The sequence below is a fragment of the Vibrio breoganii genome (genome assembly GCF_024346795.1).
GTDB classification, from domain to species: domain Bacteria; phylum Pseudomonadota; class Gammaproteobacteria; order Enterobacterales; family Vibrionaceae; genus Vibrio; species Vibrio breoganii.
Genome location: NZ_AP024864.1, coordinates 1,857,838 through 1,877,137 on the forward strand (window position 1 = coordinate 1,857,838; position 19,300 = coordinate 1,877,137).

General features: G+C 45.3%; 14 protein-coding genes. 8 read left to right on the forward strand and 6 right to left on the reverse strand.

Translation table 11 applies throughout. The annotated features are described in order from the left end of the window. Window positions 1-127 precede the first annotated feature (127 nt). The 3 genes from OCU35_RS08685 to OCU35_RS08695 all read right to left on the reverse strand — a co-directional run bounded on the left by OCU35_RS08685 (window position 128) and on the right by OCU35_RS08695 (window position 5,635). Window positions 128-2,578, reverse strand: a complete 2,451-nt coding sequence (locus OCU35_RS08685) for a molybdopterin guanine dinucleotide-containing S/N-oxide reductase (protein WP_261825186.1) — start codon at window positions 2,576-2,578, stop codon at window positions 128-130. 13 nt (window positions 2,579-2,591) lie between these two features. Next, window positions 2,592-3,683, reverse strand: a complete 1,092-nt coding sequence (locus OCU35_RS08690; RefSeq protein ID WP_261825187.1) for a NapC/NirT family cytochrome c — start codon at window positions 3,681-3,683, stop codon at window positions 2,592-2,594. A 383-nt stretch (window positions 3,684-4,066) separates the two neighbouring features. Continuing rightward, window positions 4,067-5,635, reverse strand: coding sequence for an ABC-F family ATP-binding cassette domain-containing protein (locus OCU35_RS08695; protein ID WP_261825188.1), 1,569 nt, complete (start codon window positions 5,633-5,635; stop codon window positions 4,067-4,069). Window positions 5,636-6,012: 377 nt separating this feature from the next. On the opposite strand from OCU35_RS08695, the gene OCU35_RS08700 reads away from it, so the two are divergent. The 6 genes from OCU35_RS08700 to OCU35_RS08725 all read left to right on the forward strand — a co-directional run bounded on the left by OCU35_RS08700 (window position 6,013) and on the right by OCU35_RS08725 (window position 13,162). Continuing rightward, a complete protein-coding gene (locus tag OCU35_RS08700; protein WP_017029641.1) occupies window positions 6,013-6,684 on the forward strand; it encodes a glutathione S-transferase in 672 nt (223 codons plus the stop codon). A 70-nt stretch (window positions 6,685-6,754) separates the two neighbouring features. Then, entirely contained in the window at window positions 6,755-7,378 is a 624-nt protein-coding gene (locus tag OCU35_RS08705; RefSeq protein ID WP_261825189.1) for an SGNH/GDSL hydrolase family protein, read from the forward strand. Between the two features lie 162 nt (window positions 7,379-7,540). Continuing rightward, on the forward strand, window positions 7,541-9,700 hold the full coding sequence (locus OCU35_RS08710; RefSeq protein ID WP_261825190.1) for a glycoside hydrolase family 3 N-terminal domain-containing protein: 2,160 nt from the start codon (window positions 7,541-7,543) through the stop codon (window positions 9,698-9,700). Between the two features lie 155 nt (window positions 9,701-9,855). Further along, window positions 9,856-11,256 (forward strand): FUSC family protein, encoded by a 1,401-nt coding sequence (locus tag OCU35_RS08715; protein ID WP_261825191.1) that lies wholly within the window; start codon window positions 9,856-9,858, stop codon window positions 11,254-11,256. A 202-nt stretch (window positions 11,257-11,458) separates the two neighbouring features. Continuing rightward, window positions 11,459-12,682 (forward strand): dipeptidase, encoded by a 1,224-nt coding sequence (locus OCU35_RS08720; RefSeq protein WP_102366751.1) that lies wholly within the window; start codon window positions 11,459-11,461, stop codon window positions 12,680-12,682. A gap of 159 nt (window positions 12,683-12,841) precedes the next feature. Continuing rightward, on the forward strand, window positions 12,842-13,162 hold the full coding sequence (locus OCU35_RS08725) for a hypothetical protein (protein WP_017029636.1): 321 nt from the start codon (window positions 12,842-12,844) through the stop codon (window positions 13,160-13,162). Window positions 13,163-13,293: 131 nt separating this feature from the next. Here OCU35_RS08725 and OCU35_RS08730 read toward each other — a convergent pair whose 3' ends face one another. Then, entirely contained in the window at window positions 13,294-14,421 is a 1,128-nt protein-coding gene (locus OCU35_RS08730) for a glycoside hydrolase family 88 protein (RefSeq protein WP_261825192.1), read from the reverse strand. Window positions 14,422-14,482: 61 nt separating this feature from the next. Beyond that, window positions 14,483-15,202, reverse strand: a complete 720-nt coding sequence (locus OCU35_RS08735) for a sulfite exporter TauE/SafE family protein (RefSeq protein WP_261825193.1) — start codon at window positions 15,200-15,202, stop codon at window positions 14,483-14,485. 341 nt (window positions 15,203-15,543) lie between these two features. Here OCU35_RS08735 and OCU35_RS08740 point away from each other — a divergent pair, with 341 nt between their 5' ends. Then, window positions 15,544-16,314, forward strand: a complete 771-nt coding sequence (locus OCU35_RS08740; protein WP_102382226.1) for a glutathione S-transferase family protein — start codon at window positions 15,544-15,546, stop codon at window positions 16,312-16,314. Window positions 16,315-16,324: 10 nt separating this feature from the next. On the opposite strand, the gene OCU35_RS08745 is transcribed toward OCU35_RS08740, so the two are convergent. Next, window positions 16,325-16,798 (reverse strand): Fur family transcriptional regulator, encoded by a 474-nt coding sequence (locus tag OCU35_RS08745; RefSeq protein ID WP_017029632.1) that lies wholly within the window; start codon window positions 16,796-16,798, stop codon window positions 16,325-16,327. A gap of 404 nt (window positions 16,799-17,202) precedes the next feature. Here OCU35_RS08745 and fusA point away from each other — a divergent pair, with 404 nt between their 5' ends. Next, the gene (gene fusA, locus OCU35_RS08750) at window positions 17,203-19,224 is read left to right on the forward strand and encodes an elongation factor G (RefSeq protein ID WP_261825194.1); all 2,022 of its coding nucleotides are present in this window, start codon (window positions 17,203-17,205) and stop codon (window positions 19,222-19,224) included. The last annotated feature ends 76 nt before the right edge of the window (window positions 19,225-19,300 follow it).

Consider the following 19,300-nt stretch of genomic DNA (forward strand, 5'->3'; position numbering starts at 1 on the left):
CCTCAGATTGAAATTCTGTTAGTTATCACTGTAGCAAATCCATTGCACGGCAACTTAAGCTCAATAAAAAAGAGGCAACACTGCTGTTGCCTCTATCATTTTTAGCACTCTACTTTAGCGCTGGGATTTACCCATTCTTAGGTGGGGTAAATGCGGTTAGCGTTGGTGCTTCACCGACAAACTTTTCAATTCTAACCACGCCTGAGTTACCGCAGTTACCATTGGCTAGGCGAGAGGTTGGAATATCCATGGTGAGCACGTTTGGTCCACCGTTTTTACACATGCCTGTCTTAGGATCAAGATCTGGCCATGCACCCTCGTGTATGCACACACTGCCCTGTTTAATTCCATCAGAAACATGAGCCCCAACAAGCACTTGCCCGCGATCATTAAAGGCGCGAACAAGATCACCATCGCTTATTCCACGTGCCTTGGCATCTTCTGGGTGAATCGTAATAGGTTCGCGATTTTGTATCGCATACTCCTTACGAATATCCGCATAGTTAAACTGGCTGTGCAGACGATGCGCCGCGTGAGAGGTCATTAACTGCAACTCACCCTGCTTATAGTTTGCCGCCCATTCGGTAGGCTCAATCCATGTTGGGTGTGGAGGGCAGTCTTCTAGCTTGTAGCCTTCAATGGTTTTAGAGAAGATCTCGATCTTGCCACTTGGAGTACCTAATGGATTCATCACAGGATCTTCACGGAAATCACCAAAACGAACAAATTGCGCGTTTTTCTCATTCCACTTCATCTCGATCAGCTCATTCGCTTCCCAGAACTTGGAGAAGTTCATCATAGGCACACGGGCATTGCGTCCACCTTGTTGAGCTACCTTATAGAAATCACGCAACCATTCCATCTCGGTCTTGTTTTCCATATACACATTTTTACCGCCAGGTCGTAGATATTCAGCCATGTCAGAAAAAACGTCCAGGTCACTACGCGATTCAAACTGCGGTTCAACCGCTTGCTTCATTGGAACCAAGTGTTGGTTTGAGTAGTCTCCAGTCATGGTCAAATCGTTACGCTCAAACGACGTCGTAATTGGCAACACGATATCTGCGTGTTTTGCCGCAGCGGTCCAATACGGTTCAGAGATAACAATTAATTCTGGTTTTTGCCACGCCTTAATCAAGCGATTGGTATCTTGATGATGGGTAAAGTTGGCACCACCTGCCCACCAGATCATTTTCAGTTCAGGGAATGTCAGTGTATGGCCGTTATGCTGGAACTGAGATCCTGGTCGCTCGAGACACTCGACGATGCGAGCAACTGGAAATGCGGTAACAGACCCCTGAATAGCCCAGTCATTACCACCAGCAGATGCGCCACCTAATGTAGGCGAGATAGCAGGAAGAACGCCTGCATCACGGGTTGGGTTACCCCCATTGGAGTAATGATAAGAATAACCAAAGCCACCACCAGGTAAACCCACTTGCCCTAGCATTGACGCTAAGGTAGTTAGCATCCAATGGCGCTGTTCGCCGTATTGCTGACGCTGCATTCCCCAACCACCCATGAGCATGGTGCGGTTTTCGTTAAAGATCTTAGCCAGCAGTTCAATCTGTTTCACCGATACACCACTGATTTCAGCAGCCCACTGCGGTGTTTTCTCGACGCCGTCCTCTTTACCCATCAAGTACGCTTCAAACTTATCAAAGCCGACGGTGTATTTATCAAGGAACTCGGTATCGTGCTGTTTATTGGCAAGCAGTTGATGTGCGACGCCCATCATCAATGCCACGTCAGATTGCGGATTAGGGGCAATCCATTGCGCGGCATCACCAAAGAACTCCGCCGTTTCTGAGCGCATTGGGTCAATAATGATGATGGTTTTGCCTGACTTTTTCAGCTGATGGAAGAACTCAAGCCCTTGTCCATCTGTTGAAGACCAAGCAATTTTCAAGGTATTAAGAGGGTTAAGCCCCCAAAGCACCACTACATCGCTGTTTTCTAAAATCACAGGGTAAGTAGTTTGTTGCTCGTACACTTCGATAGAGCCTACAACGTGAGGCATAATCACCTGTGCGGCACCCGTAGAGTAATCCCCTAGATGACCAGAATAGCCTCCAGCCATACTCATATAGCGTTGCAGCAAGGTTTGAGCTTTGTGCAAAATGCCACTTGAACGCCAGCCGTAAGAGCCTGCGAACACCGACGCGGGACCATACTGCTTGCGAATGCGCATGTGTTGTTCATGAATCAGCTTGTAGGCATCATCCCAAGACACCTGAACAAATTCATCACGCCCACGAACCCCTTGCGGGTTGCTCGGGTTTTCTAGATAGCCCTTACGGACCATCGGATACTTGACACGCGCTTTGGTGTGCACCTGTGAGGGTCCGGTAAGCTGTAAGCTGTTTGGAACCGTCTGAGCTAAACCACTTTTAGTTGACACCAACTGACCATCTTTGACTTCACACAATAATGGTCCCATTCGACTGGCGGTTAGGATCAATGAGTCAGAACGACCAGCCGCTGCACTGGCAGGCAACGGGGCAATAGATGAAATAGCGAGTGCACCTGCAGAGGCACCTGCACCTTTCAAAAAACCGCGACGAGAAATATTAGTCATAGTCACATCGTCCTTATTCATGATTTGCCACGTCTTTAGCGTGGTTTTGGAAGAATTTAGTTAAGATCTCAAGGTTCAACTCTGTAATATCAGTTCGGTCTCCCATGCTCTTAGCAACGGGTCCCCATGAGTTAACTGTAAAGTGATGCGGTGCAATCTTGGCGTGACATGTTGCACAATAAACATTATCTAACTGCTCGGCGTAAGCCCAAAGTGGTTCAGCAGAGTCAAGAACAGGGTCTTCGATAGAACCGGTCAGCTCAGCAGTGCGCCATTCGTTGCCGTAGGCATCTGTTTTAGGCTCACCCAGCTTAAGTTCGCCAATACCTTTTTCTGTTAGTGTGGCCAGAATTGCACGTTGCCCTTCGCCCATATAAATAACCGTCTCAGCGCCCTTCATTTGATAACCGGAAACCTTAACGGTGCGCTTGTCACCATCACTCTCCACGGTTGCCAATTTAACGGTTGGGTTAATCGTCGCAAGCTCACCCATTTGAATTCTTTCAATTGGGTAAACATTTTCAGCGTTTGGCTGAGTATTTTTAGCGAGGTCAAATAGATGATCGAACTCTGAAGTGTCGAGTTCCATTTGTGGCGGGAAGTGTGCAACCCCTTTGTGGCAATCAATACAGGTTTCACCGCTTGTCTGCGCATAAGCATGCATATCTTGCGCGCTCGCTGATTGGTCATAGGTTTCCATTGCTTCCCAACTATGACAAGAGCGACACGTAGCTGAGTCGTTTTCACGCATCTGCTCCCACACCATTTCAGCCATGCCTAAACGATGCTGCTCATATTTTTCATCGGTATCAATTTTGCCGGTGACAAACTCGTGATAGATGTCTTTCGAGGCACGAATTTTCGTAATCAAGTAATCCAGTGGTTCCTCAGGGATATGACAGTCAGCACATTCAGCGCGAATCCCTTTTTGGTTACTGAAATGCACAGAACCTTGGTACTCTAAAAGTGGTTTTTCCATAGTGTGGCAAGACACACAAAATTCAGTGCTAGAGGTATAGTGGAGTATTGCAGCTGTACCACCTAGGCTGAGCCAGCCAATACCGACACCGATTAGTGCAATCAAAGTGATATAACGTTTCTTCATAATAGTTTCCTTTGTTTAGCGGTACTTTTTGCACATTCTAAAAGACCGAACTAAACCATCGGCATGAGTGAATATATCTACAACTAGGTTTATGAGCGCCACTTTGACCTCTATCACCAAATAAACGTCTATCTGGCAACGGGGCACGCAATTACCTCAAAGGTAGTAGGTGTATTCTATTGTATCAAAGAATGAGGGTTAGAAATGTGAATATAAATTGCCTTTCTAACAATAATATTTGGCAAATCAGTAACTTGATAATCTAGATCAATTTCTAGATTGGAAGGTGGCTAGTGTGAGGAATAACCGACATTTACAAGGTACAGTAATGAGCCAGCGTTGTTCGCGCTGGCTCAGGATTAGACAAGGGTATTTATCACAGCTTAAAGCTGAATCTGCCGAGTAACGCCAGACTCTTTGGAAAAATCTTGATCATGGCTCACCAAAATAAACCCTCCTTGGTAACTCTGCAGCGCGGCAGCCAGCATCATCTTCGAATCAAGATCTAAGTGGTTGTCAGGCTCATCCAACAAAAGAAGTGGCTGAGTTGGCTGATGACTGACAATGAGCATAGCAAGCTTCATTTTCTCGCCGCCGCTGAGCACTTTAGCAAGGCGAAATACTTGGTCACGACGAAAGCCGATCCCGGCTAGCAAGGTTCTCGCATCGCTCTCTTGCATACCCGTACATTGCTGCATCAGGTTCTCAAATATAGAAAGCTCGACATCAATACCGCCAAAGTGTTGGTCTAGGTAATACACGGGTGTATTGATTTGCAACTCGCCCCTCTTAAGTGCGAACTCTCCAAGTAATACCTTTAAGAGCGTCGACTTGCCACTTCCGTTGCTGCCCATAAGATGAACCTTGTCATCCGCACAAATCTGCAACGTAATCGGCTGTGCATGGCCAAATGGTAATATCCCCTCAAGCAGTGAAATCACTTTTCGTGAGCGACTTTGAGTATCTGCAAGATAAAGCCTTTGACTCTCCAATTGCTCTTTTCTCGATTTCAATGTGTGCGCTTTATCTTGCAAATGAGCTTGGCGAAGCTGCTCATTCTTACTGCGATTTGAGGCTCGTGCGGTCGCTTGATCCTTTTTCGCATCCAGCAAAATCTTTGGCTGACTTCCCTCTTTGCGCTGTTTATTTCCTTGCGCTGCTCTTTGCTCTGCCTTTTCGCGATTGCGCTGCGCTTGTTCCTCTAAACGCTTAGCTTGCTTGTTTACATTGGCTAAGTGGCGCTCGACAGCCCTTAGCTCAGTGCGTTTATGTTCTACATAGTCGTCGTAGTTCCCGCCAAACACGGTAAGACCCAGGCCCGAAAACTCCCAAATCTCATCCATTTGACGAAGCAGTTCACGGTCGTGACTGATAAGTAAAATAGCCCCCTCAAAAGAGCGCATAGCTTCTATCAACCACTGCTTGGCAGCTACATCTAGGTGGTTTGAGGGTTCATCGAGAATCAGAAGCTCAACGTCTTGTTCAAACAAGTGCCATAGTTGCAGTCTTGCCAATTGCCCTCCACTAAGATCTGAACAAAGTATGTCTGAATGTGGTGGTAAGCCTATTTCTTGCAATTGATTCTGTAGCCGAACAGTAAGATCCCACTGCTCACCCACGAGTTCGAACCAGTGTTCAGAGCTGTCGCCCGCTTCAATCTTACCGATCGCTTCAAGCACCTTATCTTTACCCAGAAACTGCGCAATGGTGCGGTCGCTAGAGAGCAATTCTGAGGGTTGCTGCCGATAAGTCGCAAACGAATCGGGTAAGGTCACCTTGCCATCTGATGGCGTTATCTCTCCGCTCAAAATAGAGGCAAACAGCGACTTTCCGACGCCATTGCGCCCAACTAACCCAACACGGCGCTGGTTCATAGAGCAAGATAGGTGTTGAAACGGCATATCACCGTTATCAAATTGATGGCTAATATTGTTAGCCTGTAATACTGGCATAATTTGCCTCCTGTAAGACAGGGACAACAGCCGCAGCTAATGCAATGATAAATGCAGTTTTGAGATGAGATCGATGCCAACACACGCAGCGCGCGGAGAAACTAGATTAATGTCTGGTGCAACGAAATATCGGTAAGTGAGCTACGCCTACTAACCCTGTAAATCCAAAAATAAAATGAAAAATGGATGACAGGTTTAGTTATTCATATTGGCGTAGTCTCCGAAAGAAGTGATGCGCCAATACTAACGAGTTGGCGAAGAGTTAGTCAAGTTTACTGGCTCACAAAACTTACGTTGTATTCAAAATAAAACCAATAAACTGTACAACAAAAAGTAGCTTCACGGTTTTCTTCACTACACTTAAGCGTATGAAAAACATGCCAATACTCTATTCACTGCAGCACTGCCCCTATGCTATGAGAGCAAGAACTGCGCTTATAAAGGCCAATCAGCAGGTGCTCATTCGAGCTATTAAACTCGACAACAAACCCAACGAAATGCTACTCGCCTCCCCCAAAGGCAGTGTGCCTGTATTGGTTCTGACAAAGAATGAAACAGGCGCAGCCGTGGTCTTAGAAGAAAGTTTAGAGATTATGTTGTGGGCTTTAAGGCAAGATGATCCTGATAATCTATTGCGCCGCGAAGACCCTCAAGCATTACCTTGGATGACCTCTTTCATTACTGAGTTTGAACACACTTTCATTCCTTTATTTGACGCCTACAGCTGCGCCAAGCGCTATCACAACGACAACCTACAAGAATGTCGCGAAGCTTGCGAAGAATATGTGAGCTCACTTGAGGCAAGGCTAAGCAAGCACCCCTATTTGTTCTCAGAAAACGAAAGCCTAGTGGATATTGCGCTATTTCCTTTTATGCGTAAGTTCGCCAAAGTCGACAAACAGCGCTTTCGTCAAAGCCCCTACCCTAATCTACGAAAATGGCTAAATGATTACCTACAAAGCTCGCTATTTTCTATGGTTATGCAGCAACATGAACTCTGGCTAGATAATCGAAAAGACTGTTATTTGGCAAGAAATAGAGCAATATAGAATTGGAATGACGACGTTATTTACCAGCCGAACTCTGACTTCATAACCACTTTCTGAAGGGATTAATTAGATGACAACTGTGCTCTGCTTTGGTGATTCAAACACCTGGGGATACTCGCCGGATCTGCCGCGCCGATACAATGAAAACGAGCGTTGGCCGATGCTATTACAGCAGCACCTTTCGCCACATTATCGCATCATAGAAGAAGGGCAAAACAGCCGCACTACAACGCTAGAAGACCCATATGCTCCTGGGAAAAAAGGGCTAGATTATCTTCTTCCTTGCCTAGAGAGCCATCACCCAGATTTGGTAGTCATACTGCTTGGCACCAACGACCTAAAATCTCGCTTTAGTGTCACCGCTAGCGATATCTCAAAGGGCGTGGCACGCTTAGTGGAGGTGGTGCAAAAATTTGAGCATGCATTTATGAAAACCCCTCCACAAGTATTATTGGTATCACCTGCTTGGGTATTTGAATCATCGACAACGATGGAGGGCTTTACTGGCGCAGAGGAGAAATCCAAACAACTTGCTCATTATTATCAGTTGCGCTCGCAAGAGCTAGGTTGTCATTTTCTCGATGCTGCTACTTTCATTAAACCTTGCGCCAAAGAGGGTATTCATTGGCCAGCCGATCAGCACAAAAAGTTTGCCCAAACGCTTTCCGAACTGGTGCCTAAACTAATGACTTGACCATTAGATTCTAGTTTTAAGACTCTAACAAGGGTTAATAACTCGATATACATCAATGTTCTAGCATCTCACTTGCAAAGAGTTTATGCCCTTTACGCGTTCTATGTTGAACTAAGCCATTGCCAAAATCCCAAGGGTATATATCCCATTTTAGGAGCTGTAATGAATGCTTATTTAGACGCTAAATTACCCGTTAAAGAGCGCGTACATGACTTGCTAGGTCGCATGACTTTAGCCGAGAAAATTGGTCAGTTATGCCAATGTCCAATGCATGACTACGAAAACAATAAACAGCATTATCTAGCTAAGGTTAAACAGGGACAATGGGGTTCGAAGATCTTAGCTGAGACTGCTTGGGCAGGAAACAACCCCGTTGACACGGTAGAACCAGCGCAGCTAAACGAAATTCAAAAGGCCGCAGTAGAAGGCAGTCGATTGGGCATCCCTATCATCTTTGCCAGAGACGTTATCTATGGTCAAGCAACGGTGCTTCCTATCCCCTTAGCACAAGCAGCCTCATGGAACCCTGAACTAGTACAAGAAGCGTATCGCAGTATCTCTAAAGAGGCGGCGTCACTGGGTATCAATTGGACCTTCGCCCCTATGCTAGATATAGTCCGCGACCCTCGTTGGGGGCGCGTTATTGAAAGTAGCGGTGAAGACCCGTATCTCGGCTCGCAATTCGCTAAATCTGTTGTAAAAGGTTTCCAAGGTGACAGCCTGAGTGACCCTGACTCTATCCTTGCTTGCGCTAAACACTTTGTGGGTTATGGTGCTGCAGAAGGAGGTCGTGATTACGACACAACGGAAATCACAGACAATACCTTACATAACGTCTACCTACCTGCTTTCGCATCAGCAGTAGAAGCCGGTGTCGCTACCTTAATGACAGCATTCAATGACCTTGGAGGCACTCCAACTTCATCCGCTTCAAAGCTGATAAACGGCTGGCTCAGGGAAGACAATGGGTTTGACGGTATGATTGTCAGTGATTGGGGATCCATTGCTGATCTTGAATATTTTGGTGTCACTAAAGATGGCGCAGGCGCGGCCAAAAAGGCACTATTGGCTGGCATCGACATGGCCATGACCAATGAAGCTTACGAAGACCATTTAGCACAGCTGGTTGAGAACGACCCCAAATTAATGGAAGCCATCGACCTTGCCACCAGCCGAGTGTTAGAGGCGAAATTTAAGGTTGGCCTATTTGAGAACCCATACGTTGATCCAGAAAGGCATAAAACAATACTTCGCCACCCCGATCATGTCGCTCAAGCCCTCGATCTAGCAGAGCAAAGCATTGTCATGCTTAAGAACGACAACCAAGTATTACCTTTACGCGATAAAGCCTACAAGGTTGCAGTGATCGGCCCTCATGCACATTCCAAGCGTCAACACCTTGGTTCTTGGTGTCTCGACGGTAAAACAGGCGACGTCACCTCTATTGCAGAAGGCATTTCTAACCTAGTAAAAAACGTTGAGGTTCTAACTGAGCACGCCATCTTTAGTGATGAAATGGTTGAGTGTGCTAACAGCGCTGATGTGGTCGTATTATGTGTCGGCGAAAGCCAACGCCGTAATGGTGAAGCACGTAATATCGCTGAACTGACACTACCGCCTGGTCAAGAAGAGCTCATAGAAGCGATAGGCGAAACAGGTAAGCCTTTAATTGTCGTTCAATGTACCGGACGCCCTATTCCGTCACCGATGACAGAGCGATACGCCGATGCACTGCTACAAACATGGCAGTCGGGAACAGAAACAGGCACCGCGGTGGCAAGGTTGTTGTTTGGTGAGGTATCTCCAAGTGGTAAATTGCCAATGACAGTCCCTCGTAGCACAGGGCAAATACCTATGTATTACGCTCGCAAACCTATAGGTAAAATGCGTGGCTTCCCTGAATATCGCCCCTACAAAGACAGCTTAGAAACCCCACTGTATCCATTTGGCTTTGGGTTAAGCTACAGCCAATTTGAATTTAGCGATGTCACACTCTCCCACGCAATGGTTTCGCCTAATGAAGACCAGCAGGTTTTGGTAACCGTGACTAACCTTGGTAGCGTTATCGCACGTGAAACCGTTCAGTGTTACATTCGACGAAAAGTGGCTTCCACTACCCGCCCAGTAAAAGAGCTCAAGGCATTCAAGAAAGTAACCCTTAAGCCTGCAGAGTCAATACAGGTGGCGTTAACGCTTACACCCGAATCATTGGCATACTATGGCGCTGAAGAGTGCTTTACCAATGATGCAGGTGAGATAGACGTATTCATCGGTAACGACTCAAACGCTCCGTTATCAGCAACATTTACCATTCAAGGTTAACTTCTGAATTATCAGCAGAAACAACAACTGTCAGCTTAACTGGCAGTTGTTTCAAACCCACCTTTTTGATGAGTTCACTCCATCAAGTGTGAGTTTTTGACTATATCAATCCGCGATAAAATATGTGGATCTCGTAGCCACAGCCTCACACCTTTATGTCGCCCTTTGCACCTCAACTGACAGACCAAACCAAAACTGCGCTAAAGGTCGCATTCGCCTTCTGTCTAGCCATCGCCTCTGCATTATATTTTAACCTTGAGCGGCCTTATTGGTCAGCGATGACCGTCAATGTACTGGCAATATCTGACACCCTAACAGCAGGAAGAAAAAAGGCACGTAAACGACTGATCGGCACCCTGTTTGGTGCATTGATTGGCATCATGTTGATTGCAAACTTTGCCCAAGACCCAACATGGTTTTTGGCTGCCACCGTATTGCTGCTTGCGCTATGCATCTACATGGGCTCCGACCCGGTTTATGGCTATGCCTTTACTACTGGGTTTATCGTATGTATTTTGCTCGCGATCTCCGGTGGGCTCGAAGGCGACATCACCCTAGATGTGGCTATTCTCAGGCTTCAAGAAACCTTCTTGGGGCTATTCATCTATTCCGTGGTCTTCAATCTGATTTGGCCTGAAAATGAAGAAAAACGCTTTCAGTCGGAAGTGCGCTTGGTTTTAGATGCGGCTTTGCCTTTGCATCAGTCGATGGTGTGTGGCACTACCTCCGACCGCTATCATCTCAATGAAAAGCACCTGAACAGCGTTGAAAATTCAGCGCAGAAGGCACTAGCTGATCTTTTGAGCCTTCCTGAATTGAACGACAGGACACCAACACGAAAGCAGCTCATTCACGATCATCAAGCCAAAGCGATTTGGGTTGCCAAGCGACTGCTTGATCAAGCCTATTCACTCGGCTTGAGCCCATATGAATTCAAGATCCTTAATTCCGCAATAGCCCTTATCCAACAGTCTGTCTCAAAAGACGGTTGCGAGAGCCTACCATTACCGACAACAGTCACTCATTTCTATCAGGACAATCACAAAGATAACTATCAAGCCTTACGCAGAGTTCAATATAGGTGGCGCGAGCGAGCAAGGAATACTTTGGTTGGTAGCGCTAGCTTCACTTCCGCTATCTTGTTTTGGCTCTACCTACCTATTCCTTCCGGCACCATGTTTATTATTAACAGCGCAGTGTGTGCCGCCGTCTTGAGTAACATGCCGCAGCAAATGATAAAGCATTGGATGATTGGCTACATGGTGTTTGGCGTTGGCTTTCTTATTCAATATGTACTGTTAATGCCCGCTATGACCGAGGTGTGGCAATTGCTGACCTTTTACTTTATTAACGTATTTGTTATTTACCGCACCTTTGGCAACCCGCAATGGCTCGTCTATCGAGTCCTCGGAGGCAACCTACTATTGATGATCACAATGGCAGCCACAAAGCCTATACCCGTCTATGAGATCACGACACCGGTGAACATGCTGGTGTACGTCATGGTCGCCTTAACTATCGTACGTTTTTATACTCAATTATTTCATCGCACTTAAACCGCATACTTTCCTTCACTCGTTGAGATTTAGTCTAAGCTACTAACTATAAATCAATACGTTACAGTTACTTTTCTCTCTTTATTACCCCTATCATCATTCTGAAACAATTGGCGCAATATGGGTATTTGAAGATTTCTCAGCCGTTATAGTAACTACATCAACACGACGATATAGCCTAAACGAACAGGTGAATTTAGATATGAAAAAGTTACTTCTTGCATCAATAATCTTTGCGTCTACTTCAGCATTTGCATCCATTGAAACCAAAGATTGGCACGACCAGGCAACCCCTAAAGCGCAGCAGTTTGTTGTGGACAATGTCGCTATCGATTTCTATGCATCACCTTATCAAACTGGTTGGGACAAAGACTCAGAGGTAGCGCAATACATTGACCTTGCCCATCAACGTGGCATTACTGGTGCTTCAGTCACTCTAGGGGCACCACATACACCAACGTGGATAGCATTTCAGTCTGAGTATCAAAAGTGGAACCATGCCATCAAATCCGCTGATACCAAGATACGCATTGTGAAGACGCCTGAAGATTTCGCACTGGCACACAAAAATGGTGAGTACGCAATAATGTGGAACTCTCAAACCACAATGATGCTGGAAGGCGATGTAAGTAAGGTTAAAACCATGGCTGATATGGGCATCAAAACCATGCAGCTTGTTTATAACGGCAAAGAGCAAACCGGTGTTGGCGTGATCTCTAGTATGGGTGGTGACGAATCTGGTCTAACCGATTTTGGTAAGAAGGTCATCGACGAGATGGTGAAACACGGTATTACCGTTGACCTTTCGCATACGTCGAACCAGACCACCAAAGACATTACCGATTATATGAAGAAGAACCATAAGGGTGTCCCAGCAATCTACTCGCATTCACCACTGGCCTCTACCTACGGTTGTGAGCCTCATGAAACCGTGCCTGAAACGCAAGAGCGCATGGCAAGCAAAGGCCTAAAGAAAGGCGATGCTGACTACCGCCTTGCCCCTTGTTATCGCTTGATCTCAGATGAGCAAGCAAAAACAGTCGCCGACATGGGTGGCGTAATCTCAGTCACGGGTACTGAATGGATGATGGATGGTGTTTGGCCAGAAGACATTACACCGAAGCAATATGCTGAAATGATTGATGGCGCGGTGCAAGTAGTGGGTGTTGACCATGTCGGTATCGCTACCGATGACATGATGAAAACAGAGAAAGTGGTCGCGTTTGCCAAGAAACATGCGGAAAAATATACCGATAATGGCTATATGATTTATGCCTTCGACCAAGGCGCGACTGGCTGTGCTGAGCTGTCTAAACACCTAGCAGCTACTGTCGATGAGCTTTGGAAAATGGGTTACACCGATGAAGACCTACGTAAACTGTTTGGTGGCAACCTAACTCGCGTTTACCAGCAAACTTGGAAGTAACGGTAACCTTATACAAAACGGCCCTTGTGGCCGTTTTTTTGTAGGACAGCACCCTACAAGTGCGATTAAAAGATCGACAAAATCCGATGTAATCTTCTATCAACAGCAAAACACCGCAGCCGTTTACGGTGTCATTGAAATTTGATTAGGAGAATATCCATGAACTACAAACACATCATCAAAACGATCCAACTGAGCATCATCACTTCTGCATTGATGGCAGGTGCAGCAGTGGCAAACCCCAACAATGCTGCAGAATCTACTGACGAAATCAGAGCCGAAGCACACATGACTTCTGAGCAGCAAGCCAGTATCAACGCCGTCACGCACAACCAAGCTCTAGTGCAACTAGAAGCAACCGGTGATGTCGACCAGTACATTGAGACTAATGGACAGCAAAAAGAAAAAGCGCGCACTATCTCCAAATGTGAAGATCTAGCCGTTCCACAAGGTGTTAAAGACAGTATTCACTGCGAATAATTCATGCTTAAAAGAATAGAGACTAAAAACGGACAGTCCTAAAACGTCGGTCATAATCAGGATCTTAAACGATTAGACCGACATCTATTACTCGGTACGCTTTATGCGTTAATAGTAAACAGCGAAACCACTTACCCCTGAAGCCTGTCTACCAATTTAGACATCCCCTCTACAAAGTAGTAATCACCATAAATTAGAGAACAATTAATACCTAAACCTTGTGGGCAGTTAAATGCACCAGCAATCAGTAGCCCTTGTTGGCTAGGGTCATCGTAAGTGCTGTAGTTATCGCTCAAGCTTTTTAGAATATTTGTCGCAGTTGATAAGTAGCGCTCTTTCAGCTCAGTATCCTCGACGAGATCTGAAATAAGGATCATCCCGCTAGCCGCGCAAGCCGCTGCTGATGTATCTCTTGCCGTATTTTCGTCTCTAGGGGCTCTGAAGTCCCAATGAGGGATATGATCTTCAGGTAATTGGCTAATAAAAAAATCCGCTGTTTTCATTGCGGCATCGAGATACCGAGGTTCTTTGGTGTATTGATAGCTAAGCGCACAACCATGAATTGCCCAAGATGCTCCTCTGCTCCATGCAGAATCTTGGTTGTAGCCTTGCCCGCCATGATGCTTTTTCACTTCCCCGGAAAGAAAGTCAAATTCAACCATGTGTCGAACAGACCCATCTTCACGAATAAACTCCTTCAAAACAGTGTCTGCATGCGCCATTGCAATCAATTTAAATCGCGGTGCATCAAGCTGCTCTGCGGCCCAATAAAGTATTGGCAGATTCATCGTGCTATCGATGATACTAAGACCCCTTGGGTCTGCCGAGTTAACATCATTCTTGTTCCAAGCGGTAAGGAATCGACCATTGATATTGAATCGACTGGCTAAATGACTCGCAGCTCGCAACGCTCGTGTTCTGGAGAGATCATTGCCCAGCAGTTCATAGTGTTTCATTGACGTCAGTTGCCACATAAAGCCTACATCGTGATGAATATCCACATACTCATCCAAAGGCCCATCCATAGTGTTTTCTCTATCAATGGCCATATCCATAAAGGGTTTATAAGACTCTTTCTCATACAATAGCCAAAGCAAACCAGGCCAGAAACCTACTACCCAAGCCCATGGCTTGTGAGTATTTTGGTAAACACCATTCTCTGTCATTGAGGGAAAATCAATGGTCATTTCCTGACTAGTCGATTTGATTTTCTTAAAAATATCGGCCCATGCAGTGGTTACCCAAGCGTTTTTGTTCATTTTTATCCCCTAATACTAGTTACACCGCAACGAAATAGATTCGCTTTTAATATTAATTTAATCACATTCTTATAATACTAGAATATATAGTTCCTAAAGCAGCTATACTACAAAGACCCAATGAAAGTGCCCTTACCATATGTTGCGGAATTCTCTCCACAAATATAATTGCTAAACGCCCACCAAAATAACTGGCCGGCAATAATGGCAATGATAAATACAAGTGTTTCATACTCATATATCCAATTGGTATTTGAATGATCAACGAAATAATTGAGCTTATAACAAAGAAGGCGGCTAAGTTTGCTCTCACTAGCATCGCGGCTTGATGCTGCCAAAGTAGCGCTAAAGGAGGACCACCTATCCCAGAGCTCATACCTAGAAAACCTGATAGAAATCCTGCCGATACAAGGCGTCTTGGTGTTTCATCAATCTTCATAGGCAGTAAACTAACGATAACCGCCAGCAATACAACAATACCGATAAACAATGAAAACTTAGTCACATCGATAAAATAAAGAAGCAAACCCCCTGATATTATTCCAGGTAAAAGCCCGACAAACGCACTCTTTAATCTAACAAGAGAAATATGGTCTCTATATTTAATAGCATTAATTGAAGAAAGAAATAACCCAACAATAATCATAGGCCCAGGAATAAAATCAGGCGCTATCAGTATTAGTACTGGAGAAACAACAATAGCCATTCCAAATCCAGTCGTTGTTTGAATAAAAGCACCAATAAATATCAATATTGATGCAATGATTATATTTGGATCCATGTTATCTCTTCTACGTTGTATCATTTCAACGTAAGCAAATCACATTGAAAAAAGTCAGTTGAAAACAGCCTCACTAAGAGTGATTCAGCGTCCTCATTGTACAGTTCAAACACCAATCCTTCAATGCATATCAAACCGACGTTTCAATTATTAAGTTACAATGTTTTATCTAACTGGCTTATCGGTCGATAGCGCCTTGCTGAATCTCTTTAGATCGAGCTAATAAAACGACAGACACAAAGTGGTTGACAAAATCTACCAATGCCATTAAGGTTGTATTTGTCAACTAGTGAGTTAACCAGATTTCCTTCACTAGCACTAATCGATGAAGAGGTAACAATATGGGTATTATCAAACCAACCAATAAATCGGTAGAAAGTTTCAAAGGATTGCATCTCTACCACACAGGATTTTCTAACTGTGCAATGCGAGTGAGACTAGCGCTAGAGGAAAAGGGCCTTGCGTGGGAAAGCCACCCTATTAACTTGCAAAAAGGCGAACAGCTAACCAAGGAATACATTGGCATCAACCCCAATGCTGTGGTTCCCACTCTAGTGGACGACGGCGTAGTTATCATTGATTCGGCGGATATTATCGACTACATCGATCAGCATTACGCATCAGGTTCTCTTCGCCCACAGTCCAAACAGGACGAAAGCCAGATGTACGAGTGGATGTATCTAGCCCGAGACAACCACTTATCCATCAAGACTTACATGTACTCAAATTTTGGTTCCAGCGACAGGATGAAACGCTCACAAGAGGTAATGGATGATTATCGCAAGAACCAAACCTTTGATAAGGCTCTACTAGAGTTTCATGAACGATTTAATTCTAATGAAGGTTTTTCAGAACAAGATGTTGTGAATGCGACGCAGGTTATCGATGACTGCTTTAAAAAGATGGATGAGCGCTTAAAAGACCACAAATGGTTAGCCGGAGAAGAGTACTCTCTTGCGGATATTGCTTGGGTGCCGCAGCTTATCATACTCAAAGCAGCCAAATTTCCATTTGAGAATTATCAGCACCTGGAACAGTGGAAAGAAGCCATAATGGAGCGCCCAAGCTTCAAACGAGCTATCTTAGATTGGCTACCTCAGATGGGTAAATAACCCGTTAATTCTATAGGTTTTTGCAATCCTCACAAAGGCAATTCACCTCTAGTTGCTGGCTAGCAAATACAAAACCAGCATCAGCGACGTTTTGCCTTAGCTCACTGATCAGTGCAGGATCGATACTGACCTCTTTGACCTTAAAGCAATTAGAACAAATCAAAAATTGTGCCGTTTCATGGCTATGAGCGCAGGTGATGTGCATGCATGAGATGTATTTATTGGCAATTTGCAGTCGATGAATCAAGCCTTGCTCTTGCAGAAAATCTAATATGCGATAAACCGACATCGGTGACATGCTCTGACCATACTGTTCTTTATACAGATCAGCGACTTCATAAGCCGATAGTGCTTTTTGAGTTCCAGTCAGACACAACAGGATCTTCTTTCGTTTTTCTGTCAGCTGTCCACCATTTTGCTTACACTTGGCAGTAGCGTGTTCAATGATGGCTTCGGTTTTAGAGCTTTCGCGAGGGTCTTGCATAGAGTTCTTTAGATCTGCTTAATTGACGTAAACACGGTAGATCAGTCTACTTTAAAACGCGACCATTTTCCTACTATTTACTCTCACACCTCACTCTCAAACAGCCTTCAGACTCACAACCTTCACTCAAAACTTGTCGACTTTTAAACTATCTGAGCAAATTTTGATTTAGATTAACTTTCAAACTGCCCAATAACTAGGCTGATCACACCAAGAGCCAATGAAATTCGTCATGCTATAACAGTGTTCAATTTCCATTGAGTACAGCCTATGCGGCTCCTATCTCGCAAGATGACTTGGAAGACGACAAGGCGGGAATTCCCGCCCCAACCTTCTATTGCCCAAGTTAATTCTCAATGCCTTTGATTGAGGATACCTAGAAAGAGTCTTGCAAGGAGGCCACTATGCCTATCAATCACATTCGCAACATTGTATTTACCGGTCAAGCCGGTGTAGGTAAAACCACATTAATAGAAAAGATGCTGTTTCATTGTTATGAAACCAACTCCCTTGGCAGTGTTGACAGAGGTGATACTGTCACCGATTTTGATGAGCAATCCATTCATTATCAGCACAGCATCGAAGCCACCCCCGTCACCTTAAGCTACAAAAAACACCGCCTCAACGTTATCGACACTCCAGGGCAAAACGAATTACTAGGTCGAAGCCTAAGCGTATTTCCTGCCGTTGAAACAGCGGCGCTTGTTATCGACCCCAATACTCCAATCAATCAAAGCGCTCGCAGATTGTTTGATTTCGCCAAACAGCGAAACAACTGCCAGATGATTATCATCAACAAGATAGACACGCACCCAGAGCAGTTGCCCGAACTCCTTGCGCAGATTCAAACCACCTTTGGTAGTCACTGCCTACCGCTAAATTTACCAAGTGAAGATAGCACTGATGTAGTCGATTGCTACTTTGAGCCTGATTACACACTTGCGACCTCTATCCAAGCGGTTGATACTGCGCACGAGGCCTTGATCGATCAAGTCGTCGAGCTTGATGAAGACCTAATGGAAATCTACCTAGAACAAGGCTCATCGCTCACAGCAACACAGCTGCACGACCCATTTGAAGAAGCGCTGCGCCTACGACACATTGTCCCTATCTGTTTTGTCTCATCAGAGACTGGCGCTGGACTAGAGTTACTGCTGAAAACACTCAGTGAGCTCATGCCAATGCCTAATGAAGGCAACCCTCCATTGCTAGAGAAAGACGGCAAACTTACCCCGGTGAACTGCGAGACGCTGGAGCATACCGTTGCACACGTGTTTAAGGTCAGTGTCGACCCTTATATGGGAAAAATGGCCTACCTTCGAGTGTTCCAAGGAGACCTGCATACAGGCAGTCAACTCTTTGTGGATGAGAGTAATAAAGCCTTTAAGATTGGGCATCTTTATCAACTGCAAGGCAAAACCCGCAATGAGATAGACCATGCCAGAGCTGGAGATATCTGCGTAATCGCTAAGGTCAATGAACTCAACTTTGATTCAATTGTTCACGACTCTCATGATGAAGATGGCATGACCCTAAAAACCTTAGATTTCCCAAGCCCTATGTACTCACAGTGCCTAAAACCTAAAAAGCGCGGGGATGAACAAAAACTGGGAGAGGTGCTACAACGTATTGCCTGTGAAGACCCTACCTTAAAGATTGAGCACCGTCACCGCAGCAACGAAACCTTACTCTCCGGTCAGGGGGAATTTCATCTCAAAGTCGCTCTAGAGAAAATGGCCAAGGTTTACAAGCTAGAAGTAGACACCTCCCAACCGAGCGTTGAATACTTTGAAACCATTACCCGAGAAGCCGAGGCGCTCTATCGCCACAAAAAACAAAGTGGCGGTGCTGGACAATTTGGTGAGGTGAAGCTGAAAGTCAAACCCCTTGCCAGTGGTGAAGGCTTTAGATTCGTCAATAAAGTAGTGGGTGGTGCAATCCCTACGTCACTGATCCCCGCGGTTGAAAAAGGCGTGCGCCAAGGCTTGGAAGAAGGCACCATTTCTGGCAATCCAATACGAGACATCGAAGTGACTGTGTTTGATGGTAAACACCACTCTGTAGACTCCAAAGAAATCGCCTTTGTTATCGCAGGTAAAAAAGCCTTTCTTCAAGCCGTTCAAGACGCAAACCCTATTGTCCTAGAGCCTATTGTAGACCTCACTTTAGAGCTGCCTATCAATAGCGTTGGGGATGTCACCGGTGATCTTGCGGGGAACAGAGGGCTTGTAGAAGGCAGTGAAAGTATCAGCATCGGACATACTTTGATCATGGCCAAAGCACCTCTTAATGAGCTTCAAGACTATTCGAGAAGACTCAAGGCAATGACTGGCGGAGAAGGTACCTTTACCATGAGCTTGAGTCACTACGAACCTGCCCCACCACTTGTTCAAAAGCGAGTATGTAAGGAGCTTGACCCTGCATAAATAGAGCGCTAAGCAGACTAAGCACCAGTGGAACTCCGCTGGTGCTTTTTTATCTGCGTTCTTAGACACAAACAGG

Excerpts from the sequence above, each read along its gene's own strand:
- OCU35_RS08710 (WP_261825190.1), top strand. The coding sequence starts at position 7,541 with ATGAATGCTTATTTAGACGCTAAATTACCCGTTAAAGAGCGCGTACAT.
- OCU35_RS08735 (WP_261825193.1), bottom strand. The coding sequence starts at position 15,202 with ATGGATCCAAATATAATCATTGCATCAATATTGATATTTATTGGTGCT.
- OCU35_RS08725 (WP_017029636.1), top strand. The coding sequence starts at position 12,842 with ATGAACTACAAACACATCATCAAAACGATCCAACTGAGCATCATCACT.
- OCU35_RS08720 (WP_102366751.1), top strand. The coding sequence starts at position 11,459 with ATGAAAAAGTTACTTCTTGCATCAATAATCTTTGCGTCTACTTCAGCA.
- OCU35_RS08730 (WP_261825192.1), bottom strand. The coding sequence starts at position 14,421 with ATGAACAAAAACGCTTGGGTAACCACTGCATGGGCCGATATTTTTAAG.
- OCU35_RS08745 (WP_017029632.1), bottom strand. The coding sequence starts at position 16,798 with ATGCAAGACCCTCGCGAAAGCTCTAAAACCGAAGCCATCATTGAACAC.
- OCU35_RS08695 (WP_261825188.1), bottom strand. The coding sequence starts at position 5,635 with ATGCCAGTATTACAGGCTAACAATATTAGCCATCAATTTGATAACGGT.
- OCU35_RS08705 (WP_261825189.1), top strand. The coding sequence starts at position 6,755 with ATGACAACTGTGCTCTGCTTTGGTGATTCAAACACCTGGGGATACTCG.
- OCU35_RS08690 (WP_261825187.1), bottom strand. The coding sequence starts at position 3,683 with ATGAAGAAACGTTATATCACTTTGATTGCACTAATCGGTGTCGGTATT.
- OCU35_RS08700 (WP_017029641.1), top strand. The coding sequence starts at position 6,013 with ATGCCAATACTCTATTCACTGCAGCACTGCCCCTATGCTATGAGAGCA.
- OCU35_RS08685 (WP_261825186.1), bottom strand. The coding sequence starts at position 2,578 with ATGACTAATATTTCTCGTCGCGGTTTTTTGAAAGGTGCAGGTGCCTCT.
- fusA (WP_261825194.1), top strand. The coding sequence starts at position 17,203 with ATGCCTATCAATCACATTCGCAACATTGTATTTACCGGTCAAGCCGGT.
- OCU35_RS08740 (WP_102382226.1), top strand. The coding sequence starts at position 15,544 with ATGGGTATTATCAAACCAACCAATAAATCGGTAGAAAGTTTCAAAGGA.
- OCU35_RS08715 (WP_261825191.1), top strand. The coding sequence starts at position 9,856 with ATGTCGCCCTTTGCACCTCAACTGACAGACCAAACCAAAACTGCGCTA.